Origin of the sequence: Caulobacter rhizosphaerae (genome assembly GCF_010977555.1) — a bacterium.
GTDB lineage: Bacteria > Pseudomonadota > Alphaproteobacteria > Caulobacterales > Caulobacteraceae > Caulobacter > Caulobacter rhizosphaerae.
In genome coordinates this window covers 1744007-1768619 of the sequence record NZ_CP048815.1, presented here as the reverse complement: position 1 = coordinate 1768619, position 24613 = coordinate 1744007, and the positions used below count along the sequence as shown (strand labels likewise).

General features: G+C 68.4%; 26 protein-coding genes. 11 read left to right on the top strand and 15 right to left on the bottom strand.

Annotated elements, in window-relative coordinates; all coding sequences use genetic code 11:
* Nucleotides 1–18: 18 nt before the first annotated feature.
* Nucleotides 19–1026 carry an NAD(P)H-dependent flavin oxidoreductase gene (locus G3M57_RS08435; RefSeq protein WP_056752430.1) on the bottom strand — a complete coding sequence of 336 codons (1008 nt, stop codon included), beginning with the start codon at nucleotides 1024–1026 and terminating at the stop codon, nucleotides 19–21.
* A gap of 219 nt (nucleotides 1027–1245) precedes the next feature.
* Here G3M57_RS08435 and G3M57_RS08430 point away from each other — a divergent pair, with 219 nt between their 5' ends.
* From G3M57_RS08430 to G3M57_RS08420, 3 genes are all read left to right on the top strand, one after another.
* Nucleotides 1246–2643 carry a methylmalonyl-CoA mutase family protein gene (locus G3M57_RS08430; protein WP_056752433.1) on the top strand — a complete coding sequence of 466 codons (1398 nt, stop codon included), beginning with the start codon at nucleotides 1246–1248 and terminating at the stop codon, nucleotides 2641–2643.
* Entirely contained in the window at nucleotides 2640–4793 is a 2154-nt protein-coding gene (gene scpA, locus G3M57_RS08425; RefSeq protein ID WP_056752436.1) for a methylmalonyl-CoA mutase, read from the top strand. The genes G3M57_RS08430 and scpA overlap by 4 nt, the downstream gene beginning before the upstream one ends.
* 104 nt (nucleotides 4794–4897) lie before the next feature.
* Nucleotides 4898–5359, top strand: a complete 462-nt coding sequence (locus G3M57_RS08420; protein WP_163229950.1) for a hypothetical protein — start codon at nucleotides 4898–4900, stop codon at nucleotides 5357–5359.
* A gap of 31 nt (nucleotides 5360–5390) precedes the next feature.
* Here the strand turns inward: G3M57_RS08420 and G3M57_RS08415 are convergent, their stop codons facing one another.
* The 4 genes from G3M57_RS08415 to rlmJ form a co-directional block, all read right to left on the bottom strand.
* Nucleotides 5391–5852, bottom strand: coding sequence for a DUF4112 domain-containing protein (locus G3M57_RS08415; protein WP_056752441.1), 462 nt, complete (start codon nucleotides 5850–5852; stop codon nucleotides 5391–5393).
* A gap of 79 nt (nucleotides 5853–5931) precedes the next feature.
* Complete coding sequence (locus G3M57_RS08410; protein WP_056752443.1) at nucleotides 5932–6558, bottom strand: NADH-quinone oxidoreductase subunit E; 627 nt, start codon at nucleotides 6556–6558, stop codon at nucleotides 5932–5934.
* Nucleotides 6559–6640: 82 nt separating this feature from the next.
* Complete coding sequence (gene chrA, locus G3M57_RS08405; protein ID WP_056752445.1) at nucleotides 6641–7918, bottom strand: chromate efflux transporter; 1278 nt, start codon at nucleotides 7916–7918, stop codon at nucleotides 6641–6643.
* Nucleotides 7915–8736, bottom strand: a complete 822-nt coding sequence (gene rlmJ / locus G3M57_RS08400) for a 23S rRNA (adenine(2030)-N(6))-methyltransferase RlmJ (RefSeq protein ID WP_056752448.1) — start codon at nucleotides 8734–8736, stop codon at nucleotides 7915–7917. Before rlmJ ends, chrA begins: the two co-directional genes overlap by 4 nt.
* Nucleotides 8737–8857: 121 nt before the next feature.
* Between rlmJ and G3M57_RS08395 the strand changes: the two genes are divergently transcribed.
* Nucleotides 8858–9874, top strand: a complete 1017-nt coding sequence (locus G3M57_RS08395) for a DNA topoisomerase IB (RefSeq protein ID WP_056752451.1) — start codon at nucleotides 8858–8860, stop codon at nucleotides 9872–9874.
* Between the two features lie 55 nt (nucleotides 9875–9929).
* A complete protein-coding gene (locus G3M57_RS08390) occupies nucleotides 9930–10787 on the top strand; it encodes a hypothetical protein (protein ID WP_056752454.1) in 858 nt (285 codons plus the stop codon).
* Between the two features lie 7 nt (nucleotides 10788–10794).
* Here the strand turns inward: G3M57_RS08390 and G3M57_RS08385 are convergent, their stop codons facing one another.
* Complete coding sequence (locus G3M57_RS08385; RefSeq protein ID WP_230983923.1) at nucleotides 10795–12051, bottom strand: RNA polymerase sigma factor; 1257 nt, start codon at nucleotides 12049–12051, stop codon at nucleotides 10795–10797.
* Nucleotides 12048–12449 carry a YciI family protein gene (locus G3M57_RS08380; RefSeq protein WP_056752456.1) on the bottom strand — a complete coding sequence of 134 codons (402 nt, stop codon included), beginning with the start codon at nucleotides 12447–12449 and terminating at the stop codon, nucleotides 12048–12050. Before G3M57_RS08380 ends, G3M57_RS08385 begins: the two co-directional genes overlap by 4 nt.
* Nucleotides 12450–12647: 198 nt before the next feature.
* On the opposite strand from G3M57_RS08380, the gene G3M57_RS08375 reads away from it, so the two are divergent.
* The 3 genes from G3M57_RS08375 to G3M57_RS08365 are packed head-to-tail and all read left to right on the top strand — an operon-like array spanning nucleotide 12648 to nucleotide 14384.
* Nucleotides 12648–13247, top strand: a complete 600-nt coding sequence (locus G3M57_RS08375) for a DUF2975 domain-containing protein (RefSeq protein WP_056752459.1) — start codon at nucleotides 12648–12650, stop codon at nucleotides 13245–13247.
* Entirely contained in the window at nucleotides 13247–13495 is a 249-nt protein-coding gene (locus tag G3M57_RS08370) for a helix-turn-helix domain-containing protein (RefSeq protein ID WP_056752462.1), read from the top strand. The genes G3M57_RS08375 and G3M57_RS08370 overlap by 1 nt, the downstream gene beginning before the upstream one ends.
* A gap of 25 nt (nucleotides 13496–13520) precedes the next feature.
* Nucleotides 13521–14384 carry an alpha/beta fold hydrolase gene (locus G3M57_RS08365; RefSeq protein ID WP_056752464.1) on the top strand — a complete coding sequence of 288 codons (864 nt, stop codon included), beginning with the start codon at nucleotides 13521–13523 and terminating at the stop codon, nucleotides 14382–14384.
* Nucleotides 14385–14402: 18 nt separating this feature from the next.
* Here G3M57_RS08365 and G3M57_RS08360 read toward each other — a convergent pair whose 3' ends face one another.
* Nucleotides 14403–15383: a helix-turn-helix transcriptional regulator gene (locus G3M57_RS08360; protein ID WP_163229949.1), complete on the bottom strand. Its 981-nt coding sequence runs from the start codon at nucleotides 15381–15383 to the stop codon at nucleotides 14403–14405.
* A 95-nt stretch (nucleotides 15384–15478) separates the two neighbouring features.
* On the opposite strand from G3M57_RS08360, the gene G3M57_RS08355 reads away from it, so the two are divergent.
* The 3 genes from G3M57_RS08355 (at nucleotide 15479) to G3M57_RS08345 (ending at nucleotide 18119) form a co-directional block, all read left to right on the top strand.
* Complete coding sequence (locus tag G3M57_RS08355) at nucleotides 15479–15823, top strand: hypothetical protein (RefSeq protein WP_056752467.1); 345 nt, start codon at nucleotides 15479–15481, stop codon at nucleotides 15821–15823.
* Between the two features lie 284 nt (nucleotides 15824–16107).
* Nucleotides 16108–16929 carry a flagellin gene (locus G3M57_RS08350; RefSeq protein WP_163229947.1) on the top strand — a complete coding sequence of 274 codons (822 nt, stop codon included), beginning with the start codon at nucleotides 16108–16110 and terminating at the stop codon, nucleotides 16927–16929.
* A 368-nt stretch (nucleotides 16930–17297) separates the two neighbouring features.
* Nucleotides 17298–18119, top strand: a complete 822-nt coding sequence (locus G3M57_RS08345) for a flagellin (protein ID WP_163229945.1) — start codon at nucleotides 17298–17300, stop codon at nucleotides 18117–18119.
* Between the two features lie 54 nt (nucleotides 18120–18173).
* Here the strand turns inward: G3M57_RS08345 and G3M57_RS08340 are convergent, their stop codons facing one another.
* The 7 genes from G3M57_RS08340 to hppD form a co-directional block, all read right to left on the bottom strand.
* Nucleotides 18174–18722: a GNAT family N-acetyltransferase gene (locus G3M57_RS08340; protein ID WP_056752470.1), complete on the bottom strand. Its 549-nt coding sequence runs from the start codon at nucleotides 18720–18722 to the stop codon at nucleotides 18174–18176.
* A gap of 241 nt (nucleotides 18723–18963) precedes the next feature.
* Nucleotides 18964–19164: a hypothetical protein gene (locus tag G3M57_RS08335; protein ID WP_056752474.1), complete on the bottom strand. Its 201-nt coding sequence runs from the start codon at nucleotides 19162–19164 to the stop codon at nucleotides 18964–18966.
* A 106-nt stretch (nucleotides 19165–19270) separates the two neighbouring features.
* Entirely contained in the window at nucleotides 19271–19657 is a 387-nt protein-coding gene (locus G3M57_RS08330; protein WP_056752477.1) for a Rieske (2Fe-2S) protein, read from the bottom strand.
* Nucleotides 19654–20661 carry a fumarylacetoacetate hydrolase family protein gene (locus G3M57_RS08325; protein ID WP_056752479.1) on the bottom strand — a complete coding sequence of 336 codons (1008 nt, stop codon included), beginning with the start codon at nucleotides 20659–20661 and terminating at the stop codon, nucleotides 19654–19656. Before G3M57_RS08325 ends, G3M57_RS08330 begins: the two co-directional genes overlap by 4 nt.
* A gap of 41 nt (nucleotides 20662–20702) precedes the next feature.
* Nucleotides 20703–21992, bottom strand: a complete 1290-nt coding sequence (hmgA, locus tag G3M57_RS08320) for a homogentisate 1,2-dioxygenase (RefSeq protein ID WP_056752482.1) — start codon at nucleotides 21990–21992, stop codon at nucleotides 20703–20705.
* Nucleotides 21993–22062: 70 nt separating this feature from the next.
* The gene (locus G3M57_RS08315; protein WP_082564464.1) at nucleotides 22063–23274 is read right to left on the bottom strand and encodes a glycosyltransferase family 2 protein; all 1212 of its coding nucleotides are present in this window, start codon (nucleotides 23272–23274) and stop codon (nucleotides 22063–22065) included.
* Between the two features lie 200 nt (nucleotides 23275–23474).
* Nucleotides 23475–24536: a 4-hydroxyphenylpyruvate dioxygenase gene (hppD, locus tag G3M57_RS08310; RefSeq protein ID WP_056752488.1), complete on the bottom strand. Its 1062-nt coding sequence runs from the start codon at nucleotides 24534–24536 to the stop codon at nucleotides 23475–23477.
* Nucleotides 24537–24613 lie beyond the last annotated feature (77 nt).

The following is a 24613-nucleotide window of genomic DNA, read 5'->3' as shown; positions in this document are numbered from 1 at the left end:
TCCCCTGCTCGTCCCCGCCTACTGGGCCGCGAAAGCCAGGCGATTGCCCGATGTCAACGCGGTCTTGGCGGCCAGCTCCGCCTTGGCGTCCTCATACTGCTCCGCGAACTTGGCGATCAGCTCGCCGGCCGACAGCACCGCGTCGATGGCGCCGACGCCCTGGCCGGAACCCCAGATGTCGCGCCAGGCCTTGGCTTCCTGATTGCCGCCGGAACCGAAGTTCATGGCCGATGGGTCGCTGACCGGCAGGTTCTCGGGATCGAGCCCCGCCCGGACGATCGACTGGCGCAGATAGTTGCCGTGCACGCCGGTGAACAGGTTCGAATAGACGATGTCGTTGGCCCGGGCCTCGACGATAGTGTCCTTGTAGCCCTGGGGCGCGTTGGCCTCCTTGGTCGCGATGAAGGCCGAGCCGATATAGGCCAGGTCGGCGCCCATGGCCTGGGCGGCCAGGATCGAGCGGCCCGAGGCGATCGAGCCCGACAGCGCCACCGGCCCGTCGAACCACTGGCGGATCTCCTGGATCAGGGCGAACGGCGACAGGGTTCCGGCGTGACCTCCGGCCCCCGCCGCCACCGGGATCAGGCCGTTCGCGCCCTTCTCGATGGCCTTGTGGGCGTGCTTGTCGTTGATCACGTCGTGCAGTGTGATCCCGCCATAGCTGTGGATCGCGGCGTTCAGGTCCTCGCGCGCGCCCAGCGATGTGATCACCACCGGAACCTTGTACTTCACGCAGAGCTCGACATCCTCCTGGAGCCGGTTGTTGCTCTTGTGGACGATCTGGTTGACGGCGAACGGGGCCGAGGGCGCGTCGGGATTGGCCCGGTCATGGGCCGCCAGTTCCTCGGTGATCCGCGCCAGCCACTCGTCCAGCTGCGAGATCGGCCGGGCGTTCAGGGCCGGGAACGAACCGACGACGCCGGCCTTGCACTGGGCGATGACCAGGTCGGGATTGCTGATGATGAACAGCGGAGACGCGATGACGGGCAGGCGCAGGCGGTCGCGCAGGATCGGCGGCAAGGCCATGGGAACGTCTCCTTTGGGGCGGCCGCTGCGGGCGGCGCATGTAAACAGCGTTAGCTTAAACGGTCGTTCGTACCCGGCGCAAGCGCTTGACCTCCCCGGCGGCACGGGGGCATCTGCTGGCCAAAACAAGAAAATGCTGCGGTGCAGGAGACAAACGTCGTGATTCACCCGCCCTCCCGGCTGGCCGAGGATTTTGGCGCCCCGGACCCCTCGAAATGGATGGCCCTGGTCGACAAGACCCTCAAGGGCCAGGCGTTCGACGACGCCCTGGTCACCCCGACCGCCGACGGCCTCGCCATCCAGCCGCTCTACACGGCGCAGGACGGCGTGGCCGTGGCCCGCGACCTGCGGGCGCGCGACGCCGTGCGGCCCTGGGACCTGCGCATGCCCGCCGCCCATCCCGATCCCCGCCAGGCCGCCGCCGAGATCATGAAGGACCTGGAGAACGGTGCGGCCTCGGTGCTGCTGGTTCTCGATCCCACCGGGGTCAACGGCGTGGCCGTCGGTTCGCTGCAGGACATGGCCCAGGCGCTGAACGGCGTGCTGCTGGACCTGGCCCCCGTCGCCCTGGACGCCGGTTTCCTGGGCCCCAAGGCCGCCGACTGGCTGGCCGCCTTGGCCAAGGCGGCGCCCAACGCGCCCCTCGCCTTCCACATGGATCCGCTGACCGCCTTCGCCCAGGCCGGCGCCAGCCCGGGGCCCATCGAGGGTCACCTGGTTTCGGCGGCGACGGTCGGGGCGCGGCTGTCGGACACCTACGCCAAGGCCAGCCTGATGCTGGCCACCGGCCGCGCGGCGCACGAGGCCGGCGGCTCCAACACCGAGGAGCTGGCGGTGATGGCCGCCTGCGCCCTGGCCTACGCCAAGGCTTTGGCGCGAGCCGGCCTCTCCATGCAGGAGGCCTTCTCCCGGATCACCCTGGGCGTCAGCCTCGACGCGGAATATTTCACCGGCGTGGCCAAGGTCCGCGCCGCCCGGGCCCTGTGGGCGCGGATCACCGACGCCTGCGGCGTATCGGTTACCGCCGTCATCGAGGCCCGCTCGTCGCAGCGCATGCTGACCCGGGCCGACGCCTGGACCAACCTGCTGCGCCTGACCGCTGCGGGCTTCGCCGGCGCGGTCGGCGGCGCCGACGCCATCGTCCTGGGCGCGTTCACCGACGCCATCGGCCTGCCCACCGCCTTCGGCCGCCGCCAGGCCCGCAACACCCAGCTGGTGCTGATGGAGGAAAGCCATCTGGGCCGCGTCGCCGACCCGGCCGGCGGGTCCTGGTACCTGGACAGCCTGACCGACCAGCTGGCCCGCGCCGCCTGGGGCGGCTTCCAGGCCATCGAGGCGGCCGGCGGGATCGTCAAGGCGCTGGAGAGCGGACGGGTCGCCGATATCGTCGACGCCACGCGCGCGGCGCAGGAGGCTGCCTTCGCCGACAAAAGCCGCAAGATCCTGGGGGTCACCGCCTTTCCCAACGCCGACGACAAGCCGGTGGAGGTCGCAACGCCCAGCACCGGCGACTTCGCCGTCGATCCGCCCAACGTTCGCGTGCCTGGACCAGATTCCCGCTGTCCGCCGCTGGCGCCCATCCGGTTCTCGGCCGCCTTCGAGGGAGCCCAGGCATGAGCAAGTTCCCCGACTTCACGAGCCTACCCTTCGAGGCCGCCGCGACCAACTCCGCTCCGGAAGGCGCCGCCTGGGCCACGCCGGAGGGGATCGACGTGCCCCCGGCCTTCACGGCCGACGACACCGCCGGCCTGGACTTCACCGGCGGCTATCCCGGCGTCGCGCCGTTCGTGCGCGGCCCCTACCCGACCATGTACGTGACCAACCCGTGGACGGTGCGGCAGTACGCGGGCTTTTCGACCGCCGAGGACAGCAACGCCTTCTACAGACGCAACCTGGCCGCTGGTCAGATGGGCCTGTCGGTGGCCTTCGACCTGGCCACCCACCGGGGCTATGACAGCGACCACGAGCGAGTGAAGGGCGACGTCGGCATGGCCGGCGTGGCCATCGACTCGATCCTCGACATGCGCACCCTGTTTTCCGGCATCCCGCTCGACAAGATGAGCGTGTCGATGACCATGAACGGCGCGGTGCTGCCGATCCTGGCGCTCTACATCGTGGCGGCCGAGGAACAGGGCGTCAGCCCCGACAAGCTCTCGGGGACCATCCAGAACGACATCCTCAAGGAGTTCATGGTCCGCAACACCTATATCTATCCGCCCGCGCCCTCGATGCGGATCATCTCGGACATCTTCGCCTTCACCTCGGCGAACATGCCCAAGTTCAACTCGATCTCGATCAGCGGCTATCACATGCAGGAGGCCGGAGCGACGGCCGACCTGGAGCTGGCCTACACCCTGGCCGACGGGATCGAGTACGCCCGGGCGGGCGTCGCCGCCGGCATGAGCATCGACACCTTCGCCCCGCGCCTGTCGTTCTTCTGGGCGATCGGCATGAACTACTTCATGGAAGTGGCCAAGATGCGCGCAGCCCGCCTGCTGTGGGCCCGGCTGATGAAGCGCGAGTTCGATCCCAAGGATGACCGGTCGCTGTCCCTGCGCACCCACAGCCAGACCTCGGGCTGGTCCCTGGCCGCCCAGGACGTGTTCAACAACGTGGCCCGCACCTGCGTCGAGGCCATGGCGGCGGTCAACGGCCAGACCCAGAGCCTGCACACCAACGCCCTGGACGAGGCCCTGGCCTTGCCGACTGACTTCTCGGCCCGCATCGCCCGCAACACCCAGCTGTTCCTTCAGATGGAAAGCGGCACGACCCGTGTCGCCGACCCGTGGGGCGGCTCCTACTATGTCGAGCGCCTGACCCACGACCTGGCCGTCAGGGCCCTGGCGCATATCGAGGAGGTCGAGGCCGCCGGCGGCATGGCCAAGGCCATCGAGCAGGGCATTCCCAAACTGCGCATTGAGGAGGCCGCCGCCAAGACCCAGGCCCGCATTGACGCCAATCGCCAGAGCGTGGTCGGCGTCAACCGCTACAAGCCGGAGGTCGCCGACGACATCCCGATGCTGAAGGTCGACAACACCTCGGTGCGCAATCAGCAGCTGGAGAAGCTGGCCCGGCTGAAGGCCGAGCGCGATCCGGCCGCGACGGCCGCGGCGCTGAAGGCGCTGGAGGACGGGGCGCGGGGAACCGGCAACCTGCTGGCCCTGGCCGTCGACGCGGCCCGCGCCAAGGCCACGGTCGGCGAGATCAGCCTGGCGATGGAAAACGTCTTCGGTCGTCACCGCGCCAGCATCCAGGCGATCCAGGGCGTCTACGGCGCCGAGGCCGGCGCCGATCCCAAGGCCGCCCGAGCCCGGGCCATGGTCGCCGCCTTCCAGGAGGCCCATGGCGGTCCGCCTCGCATCTTGGTGGCCAAGATGGGCCAGGACGGCCATGACCGCGGCCAGAAGGTGATCGCCAGCGCCTTTTCCGACCTCGGCTTCGACGTCGACATCGGCCCGTTGTTCCAGACCCCGGCCGAGGCCGCCAAGCTGGCGGTCGACAACGCCGTCCACATCGTCGGGGCCAGCTCGCTGGCGGCCGGCCACCTGACCCTGGCCCCGGAGCTGAAGGCCGAACTGGCTAGGCAGGGCCGCCCGGACATCATGATGGTGGTCGGCGGCGTGATCCCGCCGCAGGACTTCCAGGCGCTGATCGACGCCGGCGCCGCGGCGATCTTCCCGCCCGGTACGGTGATCGCCGAGGCGGTGATCGAGTTGCTGGACAAGCTGAACAAGCAGCTCGGCTACACCCAGGGCGAGGCGGCCTAGGCGGAGGCTGCACGTTCCCTCGATCCGAACTCCCCGGGGAGCGCGATCTTCGGTTCACACGCGGCGGGCTGGATGGAGCGATCGTTCCTCCGTCGAGACCCGCCATGTTCCAGCCCGCACGCGAAATGACCAGCCCGCCGCGAGTCGTCGCGGCGATCCTGTTCGCCTTCGCTTTTCCGCCCCTGGCCGTATACCTGCTGGCCGCGGCCATGGCGCTGCCGAAGGAGCCGCACAGGATTTCCATCGTGGTGGCGGCCCTGCCTGGCGCGCTGATGATGAGCCTGCTCGCGGGCTGGATCTTCGTGCTGCCGGCCTGCGTGGCCTGGGCGGTGCTGCATCAGTTGGACCGGCAATACCGATCGGCGGCGGCCTTTGTGGGTTTGGCGACCGGTCTGGCCTTCGCCGCCCTGCTGAAGACCTTTGACGACGAAGACACCCAAGCCGTCGCCATGCACCTGACCGGCGCGGCGGCCGGCCTTCTCACGGGCCTCGGCGTCTGGTGGATAGCCTACGGCCGGCAAGAACGGTTCCGGTCAATCGTCACCCGGCCGCCCTTGAACCTGTGATCGACAACCGTCCGGTCCGGGCGCCTAGCGCCTAGGACCGCGTCTTCTTCGACCTGCGCTTTTTGCGGGTCTTCGGGTCGATCTCTTCGGGCAGGCCGTGCCGGGCTTCGACGTCCTTCTGCAACGCCTTGGCCGCCATCAGGTGGCCCGGGAACAGGGTGTCGACGGCCCAGCCCAGCACCGGTACGGTGTCGGACAGGTTGTCGGCGGCCAGATAGGCGGCCATCCGCGCCAGGGTCGGGGTGGACGCCTTGGCTTGAACGGCATGGAACAGCAACAGACCGCCCGCGCCCAGGCCGTAGGCCAGGCCCGCCCAGGGGACCCAGGCCAGAACCCCGTCCAGCCCCAGGCCGAACGGCCCTATGCCGATCAGCCGGTCGGAGAGCCGTTTGATGGTCTCCGCGTGCCGCCAGGCCTGATGCGCCTTCTGGCGCTCGCTGGCGGGGCCTTCGTCGACGACGTAGCCCTCAAGGGTTTCGCTGCGTTCGGTCATGTCAGGTCAACGCCCCGCGGCGGACTTGGTTGTCGCCGGGCGAACGGACCTGGCGCTTTCCTGGCCGTACTTGGGGCGGCTAGAGGCTCGTCAGCCGCTTGGCCTGGGCGACCCAGGCGTCGCGTTCGGCGCGGCCCCGCAGGTTCAGCTTGGCGTCGACGTCGGCCAAGTCTTCGGCGCCCCAGGCGGCGATCTGCTCGAAGCGCGTTACACCCAGCTCGGCCAGGGACGCGGCCAGCTTGGGACCGATCCCGACCAGCTGGGTCAGGTCGTCGGCCGCCGACTTGGCCGTCTCGACGGCCGGCCCGGCGGCGGCGTCCAGGGTTTCCTGGACCTCGGTCGTCACGGTTTCGGCGGTGTCGAGCGCGACTTCGGCGACCGTCTCGGCGCCAGCGGTCGCCTCGACCGGCGCCAGGACGGGCGCCTCGGTGACGGGGTCGATCGGAGCTTCGACGGCCGGCTCGGGCGCCAGTGTGACGGGTTCAGACGCGGGCAAGCCCCCGGTCAGGGCCCCGGTCAGGGTCGGCGCCAGCAGGGCCTCGACATTGACCGCCTCGCGCCAGCGGGCCGACCACCACCACCAGGTGGCGCCGGCCATCGCCGCGCCGCCGAACACCAGCCACAGCGGCGAGGCCGCGCCGGCCATCAGGTTCGGGCCCTTTTCAGGATCGATCTTGGGCAGTTCGGGAAGGAATGACAGGGTCATGGCCGAGCTCCAACAACCGTTTGTTGCAGTGCAGCATAACACGGTTTTGCCGTTGGCGAGTCGCATAATCGCAACCTTGGGATCAAATCAGTCCTGTTGCGCCCAGGGCCAGGCCGGCGGCGACCATCGCCCCCACCACCGCCAGGATCGGGACGCGCAACGCGAACACCAGGCCGCAGGCCAGGAGGGTCAGTCCCGCCGCCGGAAGGTTGACGCTGCCCAGGTCGGGCGCCTCGGCCCTCAGGGGTCCCCAGGCCCGGACCGCGCCGACCCGGAACAGCAGGTGGACCGCGAACCAGACGGCCAAGTTGGCGATCACCCCGACGGCGGCCGCCGAGACCAGGGACAGGGCGCGCGCCGGCCGGGGGCGCGAGCGCAGGCGCTCGAAGACCGGCCCGCCGGCGAAGATCCACAGGAACGACGGCGCGAAGGTGGTCCAGGCGGCCATCAGCCCGCCGGCCAGGGCGGCGATCCAGGCCCATTCCGGCGGCGCGTTCTGGTAGGCCCCGACGAAGCCGACGAAGACCAGGACCAGCACCAGCGGCCCCGGCGTCGTCTCGGCCAGGCCCAGGCCGTCCAGCATCTGGCCCGGCGCCAGCCAGCCGAACGCGCCCGCCGCCTGGCCGACATAGGCCAGGGCCGCATAGGCGCCGCCGAAGCTGGCCATGGCCAGGATGCTGAACACCCCGCCCATCCGGGCCAGGGTGGATCCCGGCGCCAAGACCAGGGCCAGCAGCACCGGCGCCAGCCATATCGCCAGGCAGACCAGGGCGGTGCGCCAGGGAGTCCGTGTCCCCGTTTCCGCGGGTACGACCGCCACCGCGCCGCCGCCCAGGATCCAGCCGACCGCGCCGGCGGCCAGGATGATCAGCGGAAAGGGCAGAACGGTGAAGGTCAGGGCGGCGAAGGCCAGGCCCGCCGCCCACCAGCCGGCGACGCCCTTGATCGCTCGGCCGCCCATGCGGATCAGGGCCTGCAGCACCAGGGCGACCACCGCCGCCTTCAGCCCCAGCAGGGCCGGTCCCGCCCAGGCCGCGCGGCCGTGGGCGACGTACAGCGCCGACAGGCCCAGCATCACGGCCAGACCCGGCAGAACGAACAGCAGGCCCGCCGCGATCCCGCCGCGCACGCCGTGCAGGCGCCAGCCCAGCCAGGTGGCCAGTTGCTGGGCCTCCGGCCCCGGCAGCAGCATGCAGAAGCTCAGGGCGTGGGCGAACCGTTCCTCGTCGACCCAGCCGCGCCGTTCCACCACCTCGCGGTGCAGCAAGGCGATCTGGCCGGCCGGACCGCCGAAGCCCAGGCAGCCGACCTTCAACCAGACCCAAAACGCTTGCCGAAAGCTGGGCTGGCCGGTCGTCACGCGCGCCAGACCCGCGCCTTGGCGCCGGCGTCGCCGAGCGTGTCGGCCAGCCAGGTCGTGACCTCGGCGATCACGCCTTCGGCGGACTTCGGCGTCCCGACCACGACCATCGCACAACCGTTCATCTTCATCGGATCCGTCAGCGGCCGCAGGCGCAGCTCCGCAGCTAGCGCGTCGTTCGTGACGGTTTCCATCGCCCGCATGAAGGCGTCGAAGGTTTCCAGGTCCTTCAGCGGCATCCAGGCGGCGATCACCGCGTCCCTGTCCCGGGCCAGCACCGCCTTTGTCGTGGCGACGATCTGGGCGTAGTCGTCGCTGCGCTCGAACGGCGGATCGATCAGGACGAAGGTGCGCCCGCCCTTCCCCGCCCGCGCGGCGGCCGTGGCGTAGCCGTCGTCCTTCAGCGCCTGGGCGAAGGCATAGGGGGCCAGGGTCCGGCGCAGGCTGTCGAAGTCGTCGGGCCGCAGTTCGCAGGCGGTGTAGCGGTCGGTCTTGCGCAGGGCCCGCGCGATCAGCAGCGGCGAGCCGGGATAGAGCGACCCCGCGCCGCCGCCGTTCAAGGCCCTCACCGCCGCCACGAGCGGCGCGAACACCGTCGGAACCTGCGCCATCGCCTGCAGTCGGCCGATCCCGGCCGCCGCCTCGCCCGAGCGCTGGGCCATGTCGCCGCCCAGGTCGTAGGCCCCGGCTCCGGCATGGGTGTCGATCACCGACAGGGGCGTGTCCTCGGCGGTCAGCGCCTCCAGCAAGGCCAGCAGGATCGCGTGCTTCTGCAGGTCGGCGAAATTGCCGGCGTGGAAGGCGTGTCGGTAGTTCATGTCTGGCGCGTCGCTCCCGGAACCGGCGCTCCGTCTATCACGTTGGCCGACGATAGGTTGGGAGCCAGGCGATGGACCAGGATATTTCCGAGAACGGCGGCGCGGACCGTCCAGCGAGGTGATGACCGTGCCCCGCGACACGCTCGAGACCCCTCCCGCCGAACGCGCCCTGCTGGCCTATGTCAACGACCAGGAGCAGGGCGTCCGTCGCCTGCCCCGCGGCAAAGGCTTTTCCTATGTCGACGAGGACGGCCGGCCCGTGAAGGACGAGACGACCCTGGCGCGGATCAGGGCCCTGGCCATTCCGCCGGCCTGGACCAGCGTCTGGATCTGCCCCGATCCCAATGGCCACATCCAGGCGGTCGGCCGCGACCAGAAGGGCCGCAAGCAGTATCGCTATCACCCCGACTGGCGGGCCGACCGCGACGCGCGCAAGTACGATCGCATGGCCGCCTTCGGGCGCGCCCTGCCCCGGCTGCGGCGGCGCGTGGCCGCCGACCTAGCGCGCCGGGGCCTGCCGCGCGAGAAGGTGCTGGCCGCCGTGGTCAGCCTGCTGGAGCTGACCCTGATCCGGGTGGGCAATGACGAATACGCCAGAACCAACAAGAGCTTCGGCTTGACGACGATGCAGAAGCGCCACCTGAAGCTGGCCGGCGGCGGTGCGGTGTTCGAGTTCAAGGGCAAGAGCGGCAAGATGCACAGGACGGGCTTCCGCGACCGTCGCCTGGCCCGCATCGTCGCCGCCTGCCAGGAGCTGCGCGGCCAGCGACTGTTCCAGTACATCGACGAGGACGGCCAGCGGCGGGCGGTCGAGAGCAGCGACGTCAACGACTACATCCGCGCCGCCTGCGGCGACGACTTCTCGGCCAAGGACTTCCGCACCTGGTACGGCTCGCTGGCGGCGCTTGAAGCGCTCAGCATGAGCCCTCCGCCCACGACCCAGGCGGAGGCCAAGCGCACGCTCAACACCTGCGTCAAGGCCGTGGCCGGCCTGCTGGGCAACACCCCCGCCGTCTGCCGCGCGGCTTATATTCACCCGAAGGTCCTCGAAGCCTTCGAGACCAGCCAACTGCCAAGGCGGCGAGCCTCGTCGCCCAGGGCCAAGGAGCTGGCGCTACTGAAGCTGGTGGCCAACTGAGCTTGCTAGGGCGTCAACCTCGCGCCAAGCTTGGCCGGAGTCGCCGGGGTTATCGATGTCATTCCAACGTTTCGCGCCTTGGACCTGCGTAGCAATCCTGGCCGCTTGGCCCGTCGCCGCGGCGCCCCGCGCCTGCCCCGCCTCGCCCGAACTGGCTCGACTGGTCGCGGCCTCGTCCAGCATCGTCCAGGGACGCCTCGGCCTTTCACAGGAGGCCCTGGCGAACGCCATCGCGCATCCTGAGTACATCCCCGTGCCGTTGGAGGAAGCGATCTCGTTGAAGGGCCCAAGGCCGAACGCCGTTCAGATCTATCCCAAGGACGAGTCCTATCTTCCGTCGCCCGACGCCCTGCGGGCCGCCATCAACACGCCAGCCCTGCTTTTCCTGACCCAAGCCGGTTCGCCGGCGAAATTCTATTTCGCCGGCCATTCCCCCAAGGCGCTGGCGCCCGCCGCCGGGGCCGAAGCCGGCGTGCGAACCGAGATCGCCCGCCAGGCTTCAGTGCTTCGCGCCACTCCCACCCCGGCCGCCCACGATGCGGAAGTTCGCCGCCTGGTTTCGGAACTGGGCGGACTACGCGGGCGTGCTGGCGCCGACGCTCGTCAGCGGGCGATCTTCGCGCGGCTGGAAGCGCTGGGCCCCGCCGGTGTTCCGGCGATCGTGGCCCACATGGAGGATCACCGCCTCCTGGCCGAGCCGACGATCTCCCTGACAAATCACGCGACCAACGCTTTCGAGGGCGTGCGCCACTACGGTCCCGAGCAAGTGGTCGACGCGCTCGACGCCATTCTGAACCAGATCACTGGCCAGTCTTTCGGCGACATATCCAATGGCGGGACCGAGGCGCAACGCCGGGAGACCGTGAAGGGCTGGCGGGTCTACGCCGCGGACCTGGGATGCCCCGCAAGGTAGCGGCGCCCTAGGTCCCCGCCAGCCGCGCCGCCCGCGCCAGCAGATACCGCTGCTCGGGCGCGCTGGCGGTCAGCGCGCTCGCCGTCCGATAGGCGCCAATCGCCTCGTCCCGATCCCCAGCCATCTCCAACAGGTGGGCCCGCACCGCCGCCAGCCGGTGATGGCCGGCGAGACGCTTGTCGCCCTTGAGCTCGGCCAGCCGCTCCAGACCGGCGCGCGGCCCCTGCGCCATCGCCAGGGCCACGGCGTGGTTCAGCCGGACCATCGGATTGTCGGCCATCCGCTCCAGCAGGCCGTACAGCGCCAGGATCTGCAGCCAGTCGGTGTCCTCGGCCCGAGCGGCCTCGTCGTGCACGGCGGCGATGGCGGCCTGGAGCTGATAGGGGCCGACCGCGCCGCGCGCCAGGCTGGTTTCGACCAGCGCCACGCCCTCGGCGATCGCCGTGGCGTCCCAGAGGCCGCGATCCTGCTCGGCCAGCGAAATCAGCTCGCCGTCAGGCCCCGTCCGGGCCGAACGTCGGGCGTCGGTCAGCAGCATCAGGGCCAGCAGGCCGGCCACTTCGCCGTCGTCCGGCAGCAGGGCCCGGACGGCGCGCGCCAGCCGGATCGCCTCGATCGCCAGGTCGGCCCGTTGCAGCACGGGCCCGGCGCTGGCCGCATAGCCCTCGTTGAAGATCAGGTACAGGACATGCAGCACCGACCGCAGCCGCTCGCCGCGCTCGGTGGCGTCCGGGGCCTCGAACGGCGCGCCCGAGGCGCGGATGCTCTGCTTGGCCCGGCTGATGCGCTGGGCCATCGTCGCCTCGGGCACAAGGAAGGCGCTGGCGATCTCGGCCGTCGTCAGGCCGCCCACCGCGCGCAGCGTCAGGGCGATGGCCGAGGACGAGGTCAGGGCCGGGTGGCAGCACATGAACAGCAGGTTCAGCGTGTCGTCGCGCCCGGCCAGGGCGTCCAGGTCGTCGGATGGCGACACCACCTGGACGTCGCCCTCCATGGCCACCGCCTCGCGCCGCCGCCGGGCGATTTCGCGGCGGATCTGATCGGTCATCCGTCGCGAGGCGACCTGCGCCAGCCAGCCGCCCGGATTGGCCGGCAGGCCGGTCTGCGGCCACTGACGCGCGGCGGCCAGCAAGGCTTCCTGCACTGCGTCCTCGCCGGCGGCGAAGTCGCGGTAGCGGCGAACGACGGCCGACAGGACCCGCGGCGCCAACTCGCGCAGCAGGTCCGTCGTCTGGCGGTCCAGCGCCGCCGAGGCCACAGTCACATGTCCTCGCCGCTGGCCCACATGATCCGCCGCACCTCGACCGGCAGGTTCAGCGGCGCGCCATCGGGACCAGGGCCTTCCGACCAGCGCGAAGCGGCGTAGTAGGCTCGCTCGGCCGTATCGACATCGACGATGACATAGCCGGCCAGGAACTCCTTGGTCTCCGGAAACGGACCATCGGTCACCTCGGGCGCCGCGCCCTGGCGCGCCCGCACGAACCGCGCATCGTCGGGCCCCGCCAAGGCATGGGTGACGATCATCTCGCCCGAGGTGGTGAACTCCTCCCGGAACAGGCGGAGATGCTCCATGTGCGCCTGGACCGCCGCCTGCGGCCACTGGTCCATGGACGGGACGTCCCCGCCGGCCGCGGGGTACTGCATCATCAGGATGTACTTCATCGTCGGTTCCCTTCGGTTGGAGCGCCGTCCTCCGGCGCTTTCGAGGGCAAGTCGGAGCCGTCCGGCCATTCTCGACATGACCCGCGACTTTTTTCGAGTCCATCGGGCGGGCAAGCGTGCTCGCCGCGATCCGCGTTGAATAATTATCGTTTGACAGAAAGAAATTTCACGACGACCTTGGCGTCACGGGAGGACGTTATGAGCACCGTCATCAAACTCAAGCCGCGCGCCGAGACGATCGCCGCGCCGGAAACCGCCGCCCAGCGCCGCGTGCGCCAGGGCAGCTGCGCTCTGGCCTGGCTGTTCACCGGCCTGCTGGTCCTGTCGACGGCCATCCTCGTCACAGCCCTGGGCGCCATGCTGTTCTACAAGGGCGAGCTGGTCCGGATCGGGCCCGACAACTGCTACATCGGCGCCGGGCCGCCCAACTCCGTCGCCTTCGGCTCGCTGCCCCTGCCGCACCGGCTGATCTACTGCCTGGTCGGGATCGTGCGCGCGACGCCGATCATCATGCTGTTCTGGAGCCTGCGCGCGCTGTTCCGCCTCTACGCCCGAGGCCGGGTGTTCTCGCCCGAGAACGGCCGGAGCTTCAGCCGGATCGGCGGCTGGCTGTGCGCCTACGCCCTCTCACCCTTCGTCTGCCACCTGTTCCTCAGCGCCACGGGCTACGAGATCGACAGGAACTGGGCTCACATGGCCAGCGTCCAGGCCCTGGTGCTGGGCCTGCTGGTCTTCGTGATCGGCCAGGTCATGCGGGTGGGACGCGAGATCGAGGAAGACCGCGAGGCGTTCGTCTGATGCCGATCATCCTGCGTCTCGACGTCATGCTGGCCAGGCGCAAGGTGCGCTCCAACGTCCTGGCCCGCGCCATCGGCATCACCGAGGCCAATCTCTCGCTGCTGAAGTCCGGCAAGGTGAAGGGCATGAAGTTCGAGACCCTGGAGGCGATCTGCGCCTACCTGCAGTGCCAGCCGGGCGACATCCTTGAATACGCGCCGGAAGCCACGCCCGAACGCGAGCAAGACGAGTTCAAGCGCGCCGGCTGACGGCGCTTCACCCCCGGAGACCCCCATGAGACTGTTTTCGACGCCCGCCGCGGCGATCGCGGCCGGCTGCCTGCTGCTTTGCGGCGGCGGAGCGGCGGCCCAGGCCCAGACCTCGACCCGCGCCACCCTGGACATCGACGGCGGGACGCTGGCCTACGAGACCTGCGGCGTTGGCCCCAAGGCGATCGTCCTACTGCACGACGGCATCCTGCACTCGGCGGCCTTCGACGACGTCTGGCCAATCCTCTGCCAGCGCTTCCGGGTCGTCCGCTACGATCGCCGGGGCTATGGCGCCTCGTCTCCCGCCCCGGCGGCCTATGCTCCGGCCAAGGACCTGGAAGCCCTGATGAAGGCGGTCGGACTGGAGCACGCCACCTTCGTCGGCTCGTCGTCGGGCAGCGGGATCGCCGTCGACTACGCCCTGGCCCATCCCGAGGCCGTCGATCGCCTGGTGCTGGTCGGTCCCTGGGTCAGCGGCTTCGACGTCTCGCTCGGCTTCATCGCCCGCAGCCTGAACCTGGTCGCCAAGGTGAAGATGGGCGACCTGGAGGGCGCGGTGAAGGACCCCTACATCCTGACCAAGACCGCCGACGCCGAGCGCGCCCGGGTGGTGGCCTGGCTGAAGGCCAATCCCGGCAATCTGGGCGCCGGCGCGCGCGAGCGGCCGTTGGCCGTCGCCAAGCCGCGCCTGGGCGAGATCCAGGCGCCGACGTTGGTCCTGGTCGGAGAGGTCGACATCAAGGACGTGCAGGAACAGGCCAAGGCGCTGGAGACCCTGATGCCGCACGCCCGCAGGATAGTCGTGCCCGCCAGCGGCCACCTGATGTACGTCGAGCGCCCCGCGACCTTCGCCGAGATCGTCCGCGCCTTCGTCGAAGAGCAGCCCTGACCGCTCTGCGCTACGGCGTCAGCCCTCGTGCGCCTTCAGCGCCGTCTTCAGTTCCTCGACCATCATCTCGCGCAGCCCCGGCGGCGAGACGATCTCCACCGCGTCGCCCCAGGTGAATAGATGCCAGGACAGCTCCAGCATGCCGCTGGCCAGGAAGGCCACGGTGACCGAGCCGTCCGGGTCCTGGGTCACGACCTGGTTGGGATGGAAGCGCCAGCGCAGGGCGTCCTCGGCCCGGCTGGGGCCGATGCGCAGGACCACGTCCTCGATCTGGCCGTGGTAGATGCCAAAGCTCTCGTCGGCGAAGGCCTGCAGCGAGAAGTCGGCCGGCGGCGGCGCCGGCTCGTCCAGCGCCGCCACGGCCTGCATGCGATCCAGGCGGAAGGTTCGGGGCCTGGGGTCCCGGCCTTCGGTCGCCACCAGATAGTTGCTGTGGCCGAACAGGATGCCCAGGGGCGTGACCTTGCGGGTCCGGCCTGGCGCACTGCCGCCCTCGTAGCGGAACGACAAGGCCTGAAGGCCCTTCACGGCCGTGCGGATGGCGCTCAACACCTGCTCGCTCTCGAACGGGCGGGGGCCGGGATGGACGGCTATGGTTTCGGCCTGGACGAGGGCCTCGACGTCCGGAGCCACCTTGCGCCGCGCCGCGCCGCGCAGGGCCGACAGCAGCTTGCGCTCCAGAGCGTAGAGGGCCGCCGCCCGCCCCTCGGCCCCGCCGGCGGCGTAGCTGTCGGCGGCGGTGCGTAGGGCCGCCAGTTCCTCGGCGGTCGGGGTCTGGAACAGACTATCCAGACCTGACGGGATGCGGAAGCGCTTGGTCGGGGGATCCTCGATCGCCTCCATCTGCGGGAAGGCGGCCCAGACCGCGTCGCGCATCCGCTCGGCCGTGCGCCGGCCCACGCCCATGGCGCGGGCCATCTCGTCCAAGGTCAGGCCTTCGGACGATCCGGCCAGCATCCGGGCTAGGTCCAGCAGTCGGGTCGCCTTGTCGTGTCGCATGGCCGAATTTTATACGACCGTTTTTGACGCAGCACACCTTCAAAAGCGAGACTCAAGAACCCGCCGCACAGAACACCCGATCTGGAGCCCAGCCCATGACCCGTCTTCTCGCCCAGGATTGGCACGTCGCCCCCGTCAGCGCCGCCATGATCTCGGCCGTGCTCGACTTCGCCGACATCCATCGCGATCTCGGCGGTGGGCGCACCCTGATGCGGCTGAGCCCCGAGCGGGTGCTACGGCCCGACATCATCCTGCTGCTGGGCCGCGACGCCGAGCGCGCCGCCGACATCAGCCTGGTGTGGAACGATCGCGAGGACCAGATCGTGCGGATCATCGATGACGCGGCCCTGCGCGCCTCGCGACAGGCCGCCTGGGAAGAGGCCTTCGACCTTTTCGAGGCCGACGACCGCGACGTGGCGCCGCAGCGGCTGTGCGCCTGACGTCTGTCGGCGGACATTTGGCCGCAGGCGGCGGCGGCCGGCCTTCGGCCCGTGAGTTGCGGCAACCCAAGACGGCGGCTGGCTCAGGCCGTTATTGCGTCAAATCGACACACAACCCCAACCCGAAGAATATAACGCTGCAGATTTTTCCCACCCCGGCAGTTCTTCTCAAGCATGAAGTTCCGGGTTCATCCATTTTAAACAGGCAGCCGACATCCTGATCACGAGCAAAATGCTCTCGACCGTCAAAATGACGTCGGACACCTTGAATAGGAATACGTCGGATGCCGCTGAATAGCGTCAATACCAACTCGGGCGCGATGATCGCCCTGCAGAACCTGAACAGCACCAACAGCGAACTTCAGGTCACGCAACAACGCATCAATACCGGCAAGAAGATCAGCAGCGCCAAGGACAACGGTGCGATCTGGGCCACCGCCAAGGTGCAGTCCTCGACCGCCAGCTCGCTGAACGCGGTGAAGGACTCGCTGCAACGCGGCCAGTCGACCATCGACGTGGCCCTGGCCGCGGGCGACACGGTCACCGACCTGCTGGGCAAGATGAAGGAAAAGGCCCTGGCCGCTTCCGACACCTCGCTGAACACCGCTTCGTTCAACGCCCTGAAGTCGGACTTCGACAGCCTGCGCGACCAGATCACCAAAGCCGTCACCAACGCCAAGTTCAACGGCGTCTCGATCGCCGACGGCTCGACCACCAAGCTGGCCTTCCTGGCCAACTCGGACGGCACGCAGTTCACGGTCAACGCCAAGACCCTGTCGTTGGCCGGCCTGGGCCTGACGGCCACCTCGTCGTTCACGACGGCCGCCGCGGCCAAGACGATGATCGCCACGGTCTCGACCGCCATGGGCACGGCGACCAACAAGCTAGCCTCGCTGGGCACCAGCTCGACCGGCCTGGACACCCACCTGACCTTCGTCGGCAAGCTGCAGGACAGCCTCGACGCCGGCGTGGGCAATCTGGTCGACGCCGACCTGGCCAAGGAAAGCGCCAAGCTGCAATCGCTGCAGACCAAGCAGCAGCTGGGCGTGCAGGCGCTGTCGATCGCCAACCAGTCGACCCAGTCTGTCCTCAGCCTGTTCCGCTAAGCGGTTCGGACTTCGAGTTCAGCATCTTGAGGGCGGGTCCATCGGACCCGCCCTTTTCTTTTGTCCGGTCCGGCAAGACTCGCCGCCCGAGCGACGCGCCGCAGCGACAGGGTGTTTTCAGGAACAGTCGGACCGCCGACAGAGTCGACGCAAAATCAAGAACCGACGGCAGGACTCTCGGTCAAATGAACTCGATTCAGGGTCACGACTTTCGCCGAATCGAAATGACTAACGAGGCATTATCCACCCCGCGAAATTAGCTGCGACACTTTTACTTTATCGAAAGCACGACCGTGGATGCTGGCGATGAGCAAAATGCTCCCGGCTGTCAAAATGACGTCGGACACCTTGAATGGGAAATCGCCGAAATGGCTCTGAACAGCATCAATACGAACTCGGGCGCGATGATCGCCCTGCAAAACCTGAACAGCACCAACGCCGAACTTCAGGTCACGCAGCAGCGCATCAACACCGGCAAGAAGGTCGGCAACGCCAAGGACAACGGCGCGATCTGGGCTATCGCCAAGACGCAGTCCTCGACCGCCAGCTCGATGAACGCCGTGAAGGACTCGCTCCAGCGCGGCCAATCGACCATCGACGTGGCCCTGGCCGCGGGCGACACGGTCACCGACTTGCTGGGCAAGATGAAGGAAAAGGCCCTGGCCGCTTCCGACACCTCGCTGAACACCGCTTCGTTCAACGCCCTGAAGTCGGACTTCGACAGCCTGCGCGACCAGATCACCAAGGCCGTCACCAACGCCAAGTTCAACGGCGTCTCGATCGCCGACGGTTCGACCACCAAGCTGGCCTTCCTGGCCAACTCGGACGGTTCGCAGTTCACCGTCAACGCCAAGACCCTGTCGCTGGCCGGCCTGGGTCTGACGGCGACGTCGTCGTTCACGACGGCCGCCGCGGCCAAGACGATGATCACCACCGTCAGCAACGCCCTGGGCACGGCGACCAACAAGCTGGCCTCGCTGGGCACCAGCTCGACCGGCCTGGACACCCACCTGACCTTCGTCGGCAAGCTGCAAGACAGCCTCGACGCGGGCGTGGGCAACCTGGTCGACGCCGACCTGGCCAAGGAAAGCGCCAAGCTGCAGTCGCTGCAAACCAAGCAGCAGTTGGGCATCCAGGCGCTGTCGATCGCGAACCAGTCTTCGTCGTCGATCCTCAGCCTGTTCCGCTAAGACCAGCGTACCGAGTAGCGTAAGAAAGGGCGGGTCCTAGGACCCGCCCTTTTTCTATCGGGAAACGGCGCCCGCCAGCGCCTTGCCCATCCGCACCAGCGGCACCTCGACCCCGCGGGACGTCGGCGCGGTAAACCGCTCGATCTCCCGATAGCCGCAGGCGCGGTACAGGGGCTCGCCGGCGAGCGTTCCGGCCAGTTCGCAGCGGACGAACCCCTCCCCGGCCGCCGCGGCCTCGCAGGCCTCCAGGATCAGCCGGCCCACGCCTTTGCGGACATGGTCGGGATGGGTGTACATCGCCCGCACCCGAGCCGCATCGCGCGCCGGGTCCAGCAGGGCCGCGTCGCGTCCCGTCGAATGATCGCCGCCAAACAGCGTGGCCCGCCGGCTCCAGCCGCCGCAACCGGCAAGCGCTCCGTCGTCCTCGACCACGAAATAGGTCCCGTCTGCGACCAGCTGGCTGTCCAGCCCCATGATGTCGAACGAGGCCGCCACCGCGTCCGGCGTCAGGAAGGGCCTGAGCAGTTCGCCGATGGACGCGTTCATCAACGTGCGCAGCTCCGGCAGGTCCTCGGGAACGGCGAGGCGGAGGGTCAGGCTCACGGGCGTCTCCGTCTGAATCGGACCGAGTCTGACGGCCCGCGAAGCCCGCGCCAAGGCGGTTCGGCCGACACGGCGACGGTTTTCAGCTCTGCCTGAAAAAAATTCTATGACAACGTTGTCACGAAAGCAATCTTCCGCTATAGAGGTTTCAGCCCTTCTGGGCGTTTCCTCCTATGCGACTTCGGCCGTCTTCTCTCCTGTGGAAGGCGGCCTTTCTTTTGCCTGTCGCCTGGCCCGAAGCTCAGAGCCGGCGGCCAATCCGAGCCAGGCTACCGACCGCCCCGGCGGCGAACAGGCCGCTGCGCCAGGCGCTCTCGCGGTCTGGCGCCTCGCCGCTGGCGGCGACCCTGGCGTCGAAATCCATCACCTGCCAAGTCCAGGCGTCGTTGCCCGCGTGGATGACCACGGCGTAGTCGTTCATCTGCACCTGGGCGAAAGGCATCGGTCGGCTCCCTGTTCCGTCGGAGCAGACTAGGGGCGCGCCGTCCTGTGATCGTGGCGCGGGTTTCCACGGACGGGAGAGACGGCATGGAGTTTCCGTGCAGGCCTCAGGCCGTGACGATCCGCCCGTCCTCCACCCGCACCGGCCAGGGCGACAGCCGCGCCCCGACGCAAGGCCCGCCGACGCAGACGCCTGTCTCCGGCTGGAACAGCGCCCCGTGCCAGGAGCAGGCGATCAGTTGGCCGTCGTCGGTCAGGTAGCGGTCCAGCACCTGGGCCAGCGGCAGGCCGGCGTGCGGGCAGCGGTCGACATAGCCGAACGCCGCCTCGCCCCGGCGCACCACGAAGCCGTGAAAGCGCTTGTCGCCGATCTGCAGCACATAGTTTCGCGCCCCCGGATCGGCGATCTGGTCGAGCGGACCCAGGGTCACGCCGGCCGGCGTGACCCAGACCCGCCCGACGGACTCGGCTTCGGGCGCGGCCCCTTGGCTCAAATGCGCTCGACCGTCTGCTCGATGGCGCCGAAGATCGAGTGTCCCTTGGCGTCGCGCATCTCGATGCGGATCGTGTCGTCGCCCATCAGGAACGGCGTCTTGGGCGCGCCGCCCAGGATGGTCTCGACCGTGCGCAGTTCGGCCAGGCACGAATAGCCCACGCCGCCCTCGGCGATCGGCTTGCCGGGCCCGCCATCGGGGCCGCGGTTGCTGACGGTGCCCGACCCGACGATGGTGCCGGCCGCCAGGGCGCGGGTCTTGGCGGCGTGGGCCACCAGGGTCCCGAAATCGAAGGTCATGTCGACCCCGGCGTCGGCCTTGCCGAAGTCCTCGCCGTTCAGGGTGACCAGCAGCTCGCCGTGCAGCTTCCCGTCCTTCCAGGCGTCGCCCAGCAGGGCCGGCGTCACCGCCACCGGCGAGAAGGCGCTGGCCGGCTTGGACTGGACGAAGCCGAAGCCCTTGGCCAGTTCGTCCGGGATCAGGTTGCGCAGGGAAACGTCGTTGACCAGCATGACCAGGCTGATGGCTTCCAGGGCTTCCTCGCGGGTCGCCCCCAGCGGCACGTCGCCGACGATCACCGCCACCTCGCCCTCCAGGTCGCAGCCCCAGGCGGAGTTGGCCAGGGGGATGGTGTCGCGCGGCCCCAGGAAGCCGTCCGAGGCGCCCTGGTACATCAGCGGATCGGTCCAGAAGCTCTCCGGCATCTCCGCCCCGCGGGCCTGCCGCACCAGCTGCACGTGGTTCACATAGGCGCTGCCGTCGATCCACTGGTAGGCTCGGGGCAAGGGGCTGGCGGCCTCGTGCTCGTGGAAGCGCTCCTGGGGCACGCCGCCATGCTCGAGGCTTTCGGCCAGGGCCTTCAGCATCGGCTGGCAGCGCTCCCAGTCGTCGAGGGCGGCTTGCAGGGTCGGCGCGATCGTTCCGGCGTCGGTGAACCAGGCCAGGTCGTTGGAGACCACCACCAGCCGGCCGTCGCGGCCGCCCTTCAGGGACGCAAGCTTCATGGGCGCTTCCTCTTTGCTTCGTTGTTGGGCCGACCGGCGTCCTAGGGCAGCTTGGCCTTCGGAAAGCCGGTCCAGCAGGCGTCATAGTCGGCCTGAAGCGCGGAAGTCTCCAGCGCGAACTTCGTCGGCCGGATCACCCAGCGGCTTTCGAACATGAAGGCCAGGGTCCCGTCGATCTTGTGCGGCGCAAGCTCGGCCTGCGTCGCGCCCGTGTGGCTGGCGACGTCGGGCCCGTGGTCGCTCATCATGTTGTGCAGGCTGGCCCCGCCCGGCGAGAAACCGCCGGCCTTGGCGTCGTAGGCGCCGGTGACCAGCCCCATGAACTCGCTCATCACGTTGCGATGGAACCAGGGCGGGCGGAAGGTGTGTTCGGCCACCATCCAGCGCGGCGGGAAGATCACGAAGTCGACATTGGCCGTGCCCGGAATCTCGCTGGGCGCGGTCAGCACGGTGAAGATCGACGGGTCCGGGTGGTCGAAGCTGACCGTGTTGATCGTGTTGAACCGCGCCAGGTCGTACTTGTAGGGCGCGAGATTCCCGTGCCAGGCCACCACGTCCAGCGGGCTGTGGTCCCAGGTTCCCAGCCACAGGCCGCCCTGGAACTTCTGGATCACCTCGGTTGGGCGCTCCAGGTCCTCGAAGGCGGCGACGGGGGTCAGGAAGTCGCGGCTGTTGGCCAGGCCGTTCGAGCCGATCGGCCCCAGCTCCGGCAGGCGGAAGGCCGCGCCGTAGGTCTCGCAGACATAGCCCCGCGCCGGACCGTCCAGCTCGACGCGGAACCGCACGCCCCGGGGAATGACCACGATCTCGCCCGGCGCGACGTCGATGCGGCCGAACTCGGTGACGAAGCGCAGGGCCCCTTGCTGGGGCACGACCAGCAACTCGCCATCGGCGTTCTGGAACACCCGGTCGATCATCGAGCGGTTGGCCAGGTAGAGGTGCGCGGCCATGCCGATCTGGGTCGCCACGTCGCCGTTGCCGCCGATCGTCACCAGGCCGTCGACGAAATCGACCGGTTCGGCCGGAACGTCCATCGGGTCCCAGCGCAGGCGGTTGGGCGTCGGCGCGGCGGCGTCGAACGGGCTGCTCTTCAGCCGGTCCTGGACATAGGGCGCGTAAGGCCCGTGGCCGGCGCTGGGCCGCAGGCGATAAAGCCAGCTCCTGCGGTTCTCGTGGCGTGGCGCGGTGAAGGCCGTGCCCGACAGCTGCTCGGCATAGAGGCCGAACGGCGGCTTCTGCGGCGAGTTCTGGCCGACCGGCAGCGCGCCGGGAACCGCCTCGCTGGAGAGGTGATTGCCGAATCCGGATTGGTATTGGAGCGCGTCGGTCATGCGGACCTCAAAAACTGCCTTACCACCGCTCATCTCCGTGCAATAAAACTACGGCCGAGCACAGCACGTTTCAGTCGAAACTACCCGCCACATCGGAGGCCATCTGTCGCGCGTCGTTGATATTGTTCTGCATGAACCGTATCGCCGCCTCCGCCCGCTCGATCAACTCGGCTTCCTCTTGCGAATAGGTCCGCCCAGCCGGCGTGGTCCAGGTGCGATGGTTGGCGACAAGCGTCTCATAGTGCCCGAACGCGGTGGCGATCTTGCGATAGACTTCATGGATCTCCGCCAAGGTCTCGGCGCGATCCGGCCGCCACTTCGAACTGATCTGATGCAGTACGGCCCACTCCGCGTCGGCAATCTCCATGCCGGTCGCCATGCAGCGCCACAGGTTCTGCAAGGTGTTGTCGACGAAGGTTATCCTGCGGCTCTCCGGCCCCAGCAGCAGCCGCCGGCCGGATATCTGCTCGAGCAGGCCTGGATCCAGCCCCGTGCGATCCACCACCTCTTGAACGAGCGCCGGGAGCGAGGTCGCCAAGCTATGGAAGTTGGACCTGTGCACGGAGAAATCGTCCGCATCGAACCGATGCAAGACCACCGCCTTCGAGAGATAGAAGGTTGGCTGCCCGTAAAACACTTCCAGGTAATAGGGCAGCTGCGCATAGCGACAGAGCGAACCTAGATATGACTCGACATCAAAGGCTTTAGCCAGCTCGGTGTCATAGACCTGGGACGTGAAAAAGCTAAGTTGGTCGAATCCAAATACCTTCAGAAAATCAACAAAGGTATCGAACCGCATATCAGGCAGGTTGTGTCGAGTCGCCGTCAGGCATTTGCTGAGGCTGATGTCCCAGACCTGCCGGTTGATGGTCAGGAAACTGGGCTGATCGTTCTCCAGGACCTCCAGGACGGCTTTCAGTCCTCCCGGGGCCAGGACGTCATCATCCCCGAACACCCACGTCCATCGGCCTCTCGCGCGATGAGGCGCTATGGCGACCTGGTACATGCCGCCGTAGTTTTCGGCGTGTATGTAGTAATTGACCGATGGGTAGGTCTCGCTCAGCCGCTGCAAGGCCGCGTGGGTTTCCGGACCCGACGCGTTGTCCGAGATGATGATCTCCACCTTGCCGGCAAGTTCGCCGTCGATCTGGTCCGCCACGCTGGAGACCGCCAGGGTCAATTCCGCCGGGCGCTTCCAGGTCGGAAAAACCACGGTCAGGACAGGGATCTGATCGAGAGGCCGAACCAATGTTCCAGCAAGGGGGCGGTCGTATCGGGACATAAAACCTTCTCGGACAAGGGGCTGCTCCACCCAACGCACGGGGTGGAGAGGCTCAGCACCATTTCTGACGGACTTTGTCCCTTAGAATGATGGGGATTCGGGCCCCGTAACATGGCCTTTGACGATCGTTGTCCATCTTGCCGCGAACGCCGGGATGGGGGGAGGAAAGTTAGCGCCCTCCCCCACCGAACCGAAAGCCTTCAAGCCTCGACCGTGATCACGCCGCGGCGGATCTGGTCCAGTTCGATGCTCTCGAACAGGGCCTGGAAGTTGCCGTTGCCGAAGCCCTGGTTGCCCTTGCGCTGGATGATCTCGAAGAAGATCGGGCCAAACAGGTTCTCGGTGAAGATCTGCAGCAGCAGGCCTTCCTCGCCGACCTTGCCGTCCAGCAGGATGCGGTTCTTCCTCAGGCGTTCCAGGTCCTCGCCGTGGCCGGGCACGCGCTTGTCGACCAGCTCGTAATAGGTCTCGATGGTGTCCTGCAGCCGCACGCCCCGGGCCCGCAGGCGCTCGACCGTGTCGTAGATGTCGTCGGTGGTCAGGGCCAGGTGCTGGATGCCCTCGCCGTTGTACTGGCGGATGAACTCCTCGATCTGGCTCTGGTCGTCCTGACTCTCGTTGAGCGGGATGCGGATGGCCTTGTCGGGAGCGATCATCGCCTGGCTGAACAGGCCCGTGGCCTGGCCCTTGATGTCGAAATACTTCTGCTCCTCGAAGCCGAAGACGTCGCGATAGAAGGTCGACCAGGTGCGCATCTGGCCGCGCTTGACGTTGTGGGTCAGGTGGTCGAGCAGGTCGAGACCGACCGAGTTGGCCGCCTCGGCCTCGGCCGCGCCGGGGACCGGCGTCCAGCTGGAAAACACCGCGTCCGGACCGGCCACCAGGTACAGCATCGAGCCGCCGATGCCTTCCAGCACCCGCGCGCCGTCGCCCAGCACGGTCAGGCTCGCGTCGGCCGCCACGGCGCCGCGCTTCAGGGCCTCGGCATAGGCCTGGTCGACGTCGGCGACGGTGAAGGCCATGCCATTGGCCGAGGGGCCGTGGGCGGCGCGGAACTCGGCGACCTGGCCGGTCGGCTCGTCATTGACCAGCAGGTTGATGCGGCCCTGCTTGTAGCGGGTCACGGCCTTGGTCGGATGGGTCGAGGCGGGCACAAAGCCCATCTGCTCGAACAGCGCCTTCATGGCGGCGGGTTCGGGGCTGGTGAACTCGACGAAGGCGAAGCCGTCGAGGCCCAGGGGGTTTTCGGTCGTGATCGTCATGGGATGGCTCCAGCGAAGCGATCGTGATGGAAAGGTGGTGCGCCCTCGTCCTTCGACAAGCTCAGGACGAGGGCGAA

Bases quoted from the DNA above. Each gene is read 5' to 3' on its own strand.
- G3M57_RS08410 (WP_056752443.1), bottom strand. From the start codon at position 6,558: ATGACCCTGTCATTCCTTCCCGAACTGCCCAAGATCGATCCTGAAAAG.
- G3M57_RS08360 (WP_163229949.1), bottom strand. From the start codon at position 15,383: ATGCGACACGACAAGGCGACCCGACTGCTGGACCTAGCCCGGATGCTG.
- G3M57_RS08355 (WP_056752467.1), top strand. From the start codon at position 15,479: ATGACCCGTCTTCTCGCCCAGGATTGGCACGTCGCCCCCGTCAGCGCC.
- G3M57_RS08350 (WP_163229947.1), top strand. From the start codon at position 16,108: ATGCCGCTGAATAGCGTCAATACCAACTCGGGCGCGATGATCGCCCTG.
- G3M57_RS08415 (WP_056752441.1), bottom strand. From the start codon at position 5,852: ATGACCGAACGCAGCGAAACCCTTGAGGGCTACGTCGTCGACGAAGGC.
- G3M57_RS08335 (WP_056752474.1), bottom strand. From the start codon at position 19,164: ATGCCTTTCGCCCAGGTGCAGATGAACGACTACGCCGTGGTCATCCAC.
- scpA (WP_056752436.1), top strand. From the start codon at position 2,640: ATGAGCAAGTTCCCCGACTTCACGAGCCTACCCTTCGAGGCCGCCGCG.
- G3M57_RS08325 (WP_056752479.1), bottom strand. From the start codon at position 20,661: ATGAAGCTTGCGTCCCTGAAGGGCGGCCGCGACGGCCGGCTGGTGGTG.
- G3M57_RS08390 (WP_056752454.1), top strand. From the start codon at position 9,930: ATGTCATTCCAACGTTTCGCGCCTTGGACCTGCGTAGCAATCCTGGCC.
- G3M57_RS08375 (WP_056752459.1), top strand. From the start codon at position 12,648: ATGAGCACCGTCATCAAACTCAAGCCGCGCGCCGAGACGATCGCCGCG.
- hmgA (WP_056752482.1), bottom strand. From the start codon at position 21,992: ATGACCGACGCGCTCCAATACCAATCCGGATTCGGCAATCACCTCTCC.
- G3M57_RS08380 (WP_056752456.1), bottom strand. From the start codon at position 12,449: ATGAAGTACATCCTGATGATGCAGTACCCCGCGGCCGGCGGGGACGTC.
- G3M57_RS08430 (WP_056752433.1), top strand. From the start codon at position 1,246: ATGGCCCTGGTCGACAAGACCCTCAAGGGCCAGGCGTTCGACGACGCC.
- G3M57_RS08370 (WP_056752462.1), top strand. From the start codon at position 13,247: ATGCCGATCATCCTGCGTCTCGACGTCATGCTGGCCAGGCGCAAGGTG.
- G3M57_RS08315 (WP_082564464.1), bottom strand. From the start codon at position 23,274: ATGTCCCGATACGACCGCCCCCTTGCTGGAACATTGGTTCGGCCTCTC.
- G3M57_RS08420 (WP_163229950.1), top strand. From the start codon at position 4,898: ATGTTCCAGCCCGCACGCGAAATGACCAGCCCGCCGCGAGTCGTCGCG.
- G3M57_RS08435 (WP_056752430.1), bottom strand. From the start codon at position 1,026: ATGGCCTTGCCGCCGATCCTGCGCGACCGCCTGCGCCTGCCCGTCATC.
- rlmJ (WP_056752448.1), bottom strand. From the start codon at position 8,736: ATGAACTACCGACACGCCTTCCACGCCGGCAATTTCGCCGACCTGCAG.
- hppD (WP_056752488.1), bottom strand. From the start codon at position 24,536: ATGACGATCACGACCGAAAACCCCCTGGGCCTCGACGGCTTCGCCTTC.
- G3M57_RS08345 (WP_163229945.1), top strand. From the start codon at position 17,298: ATGGCTCTGAACAGCATCAATACGAACTCGGGCGCGATGATCGCCCTG.
- G3M57_RS08395 (WP_056752451.1), top strand. From the start codon at position 8,858: ATGACCGTGCCCCGCGACACGCTCGAGACCCCTCCCGCCGAACGCGCC.
- G3M57_RS08365 (WP_056752464.1), top strand. From the start codon at position 13,521: ATGAGACTGTTTTCGACGCCCGCCGCGGCGATCGCGGCCGGCTGCCTG.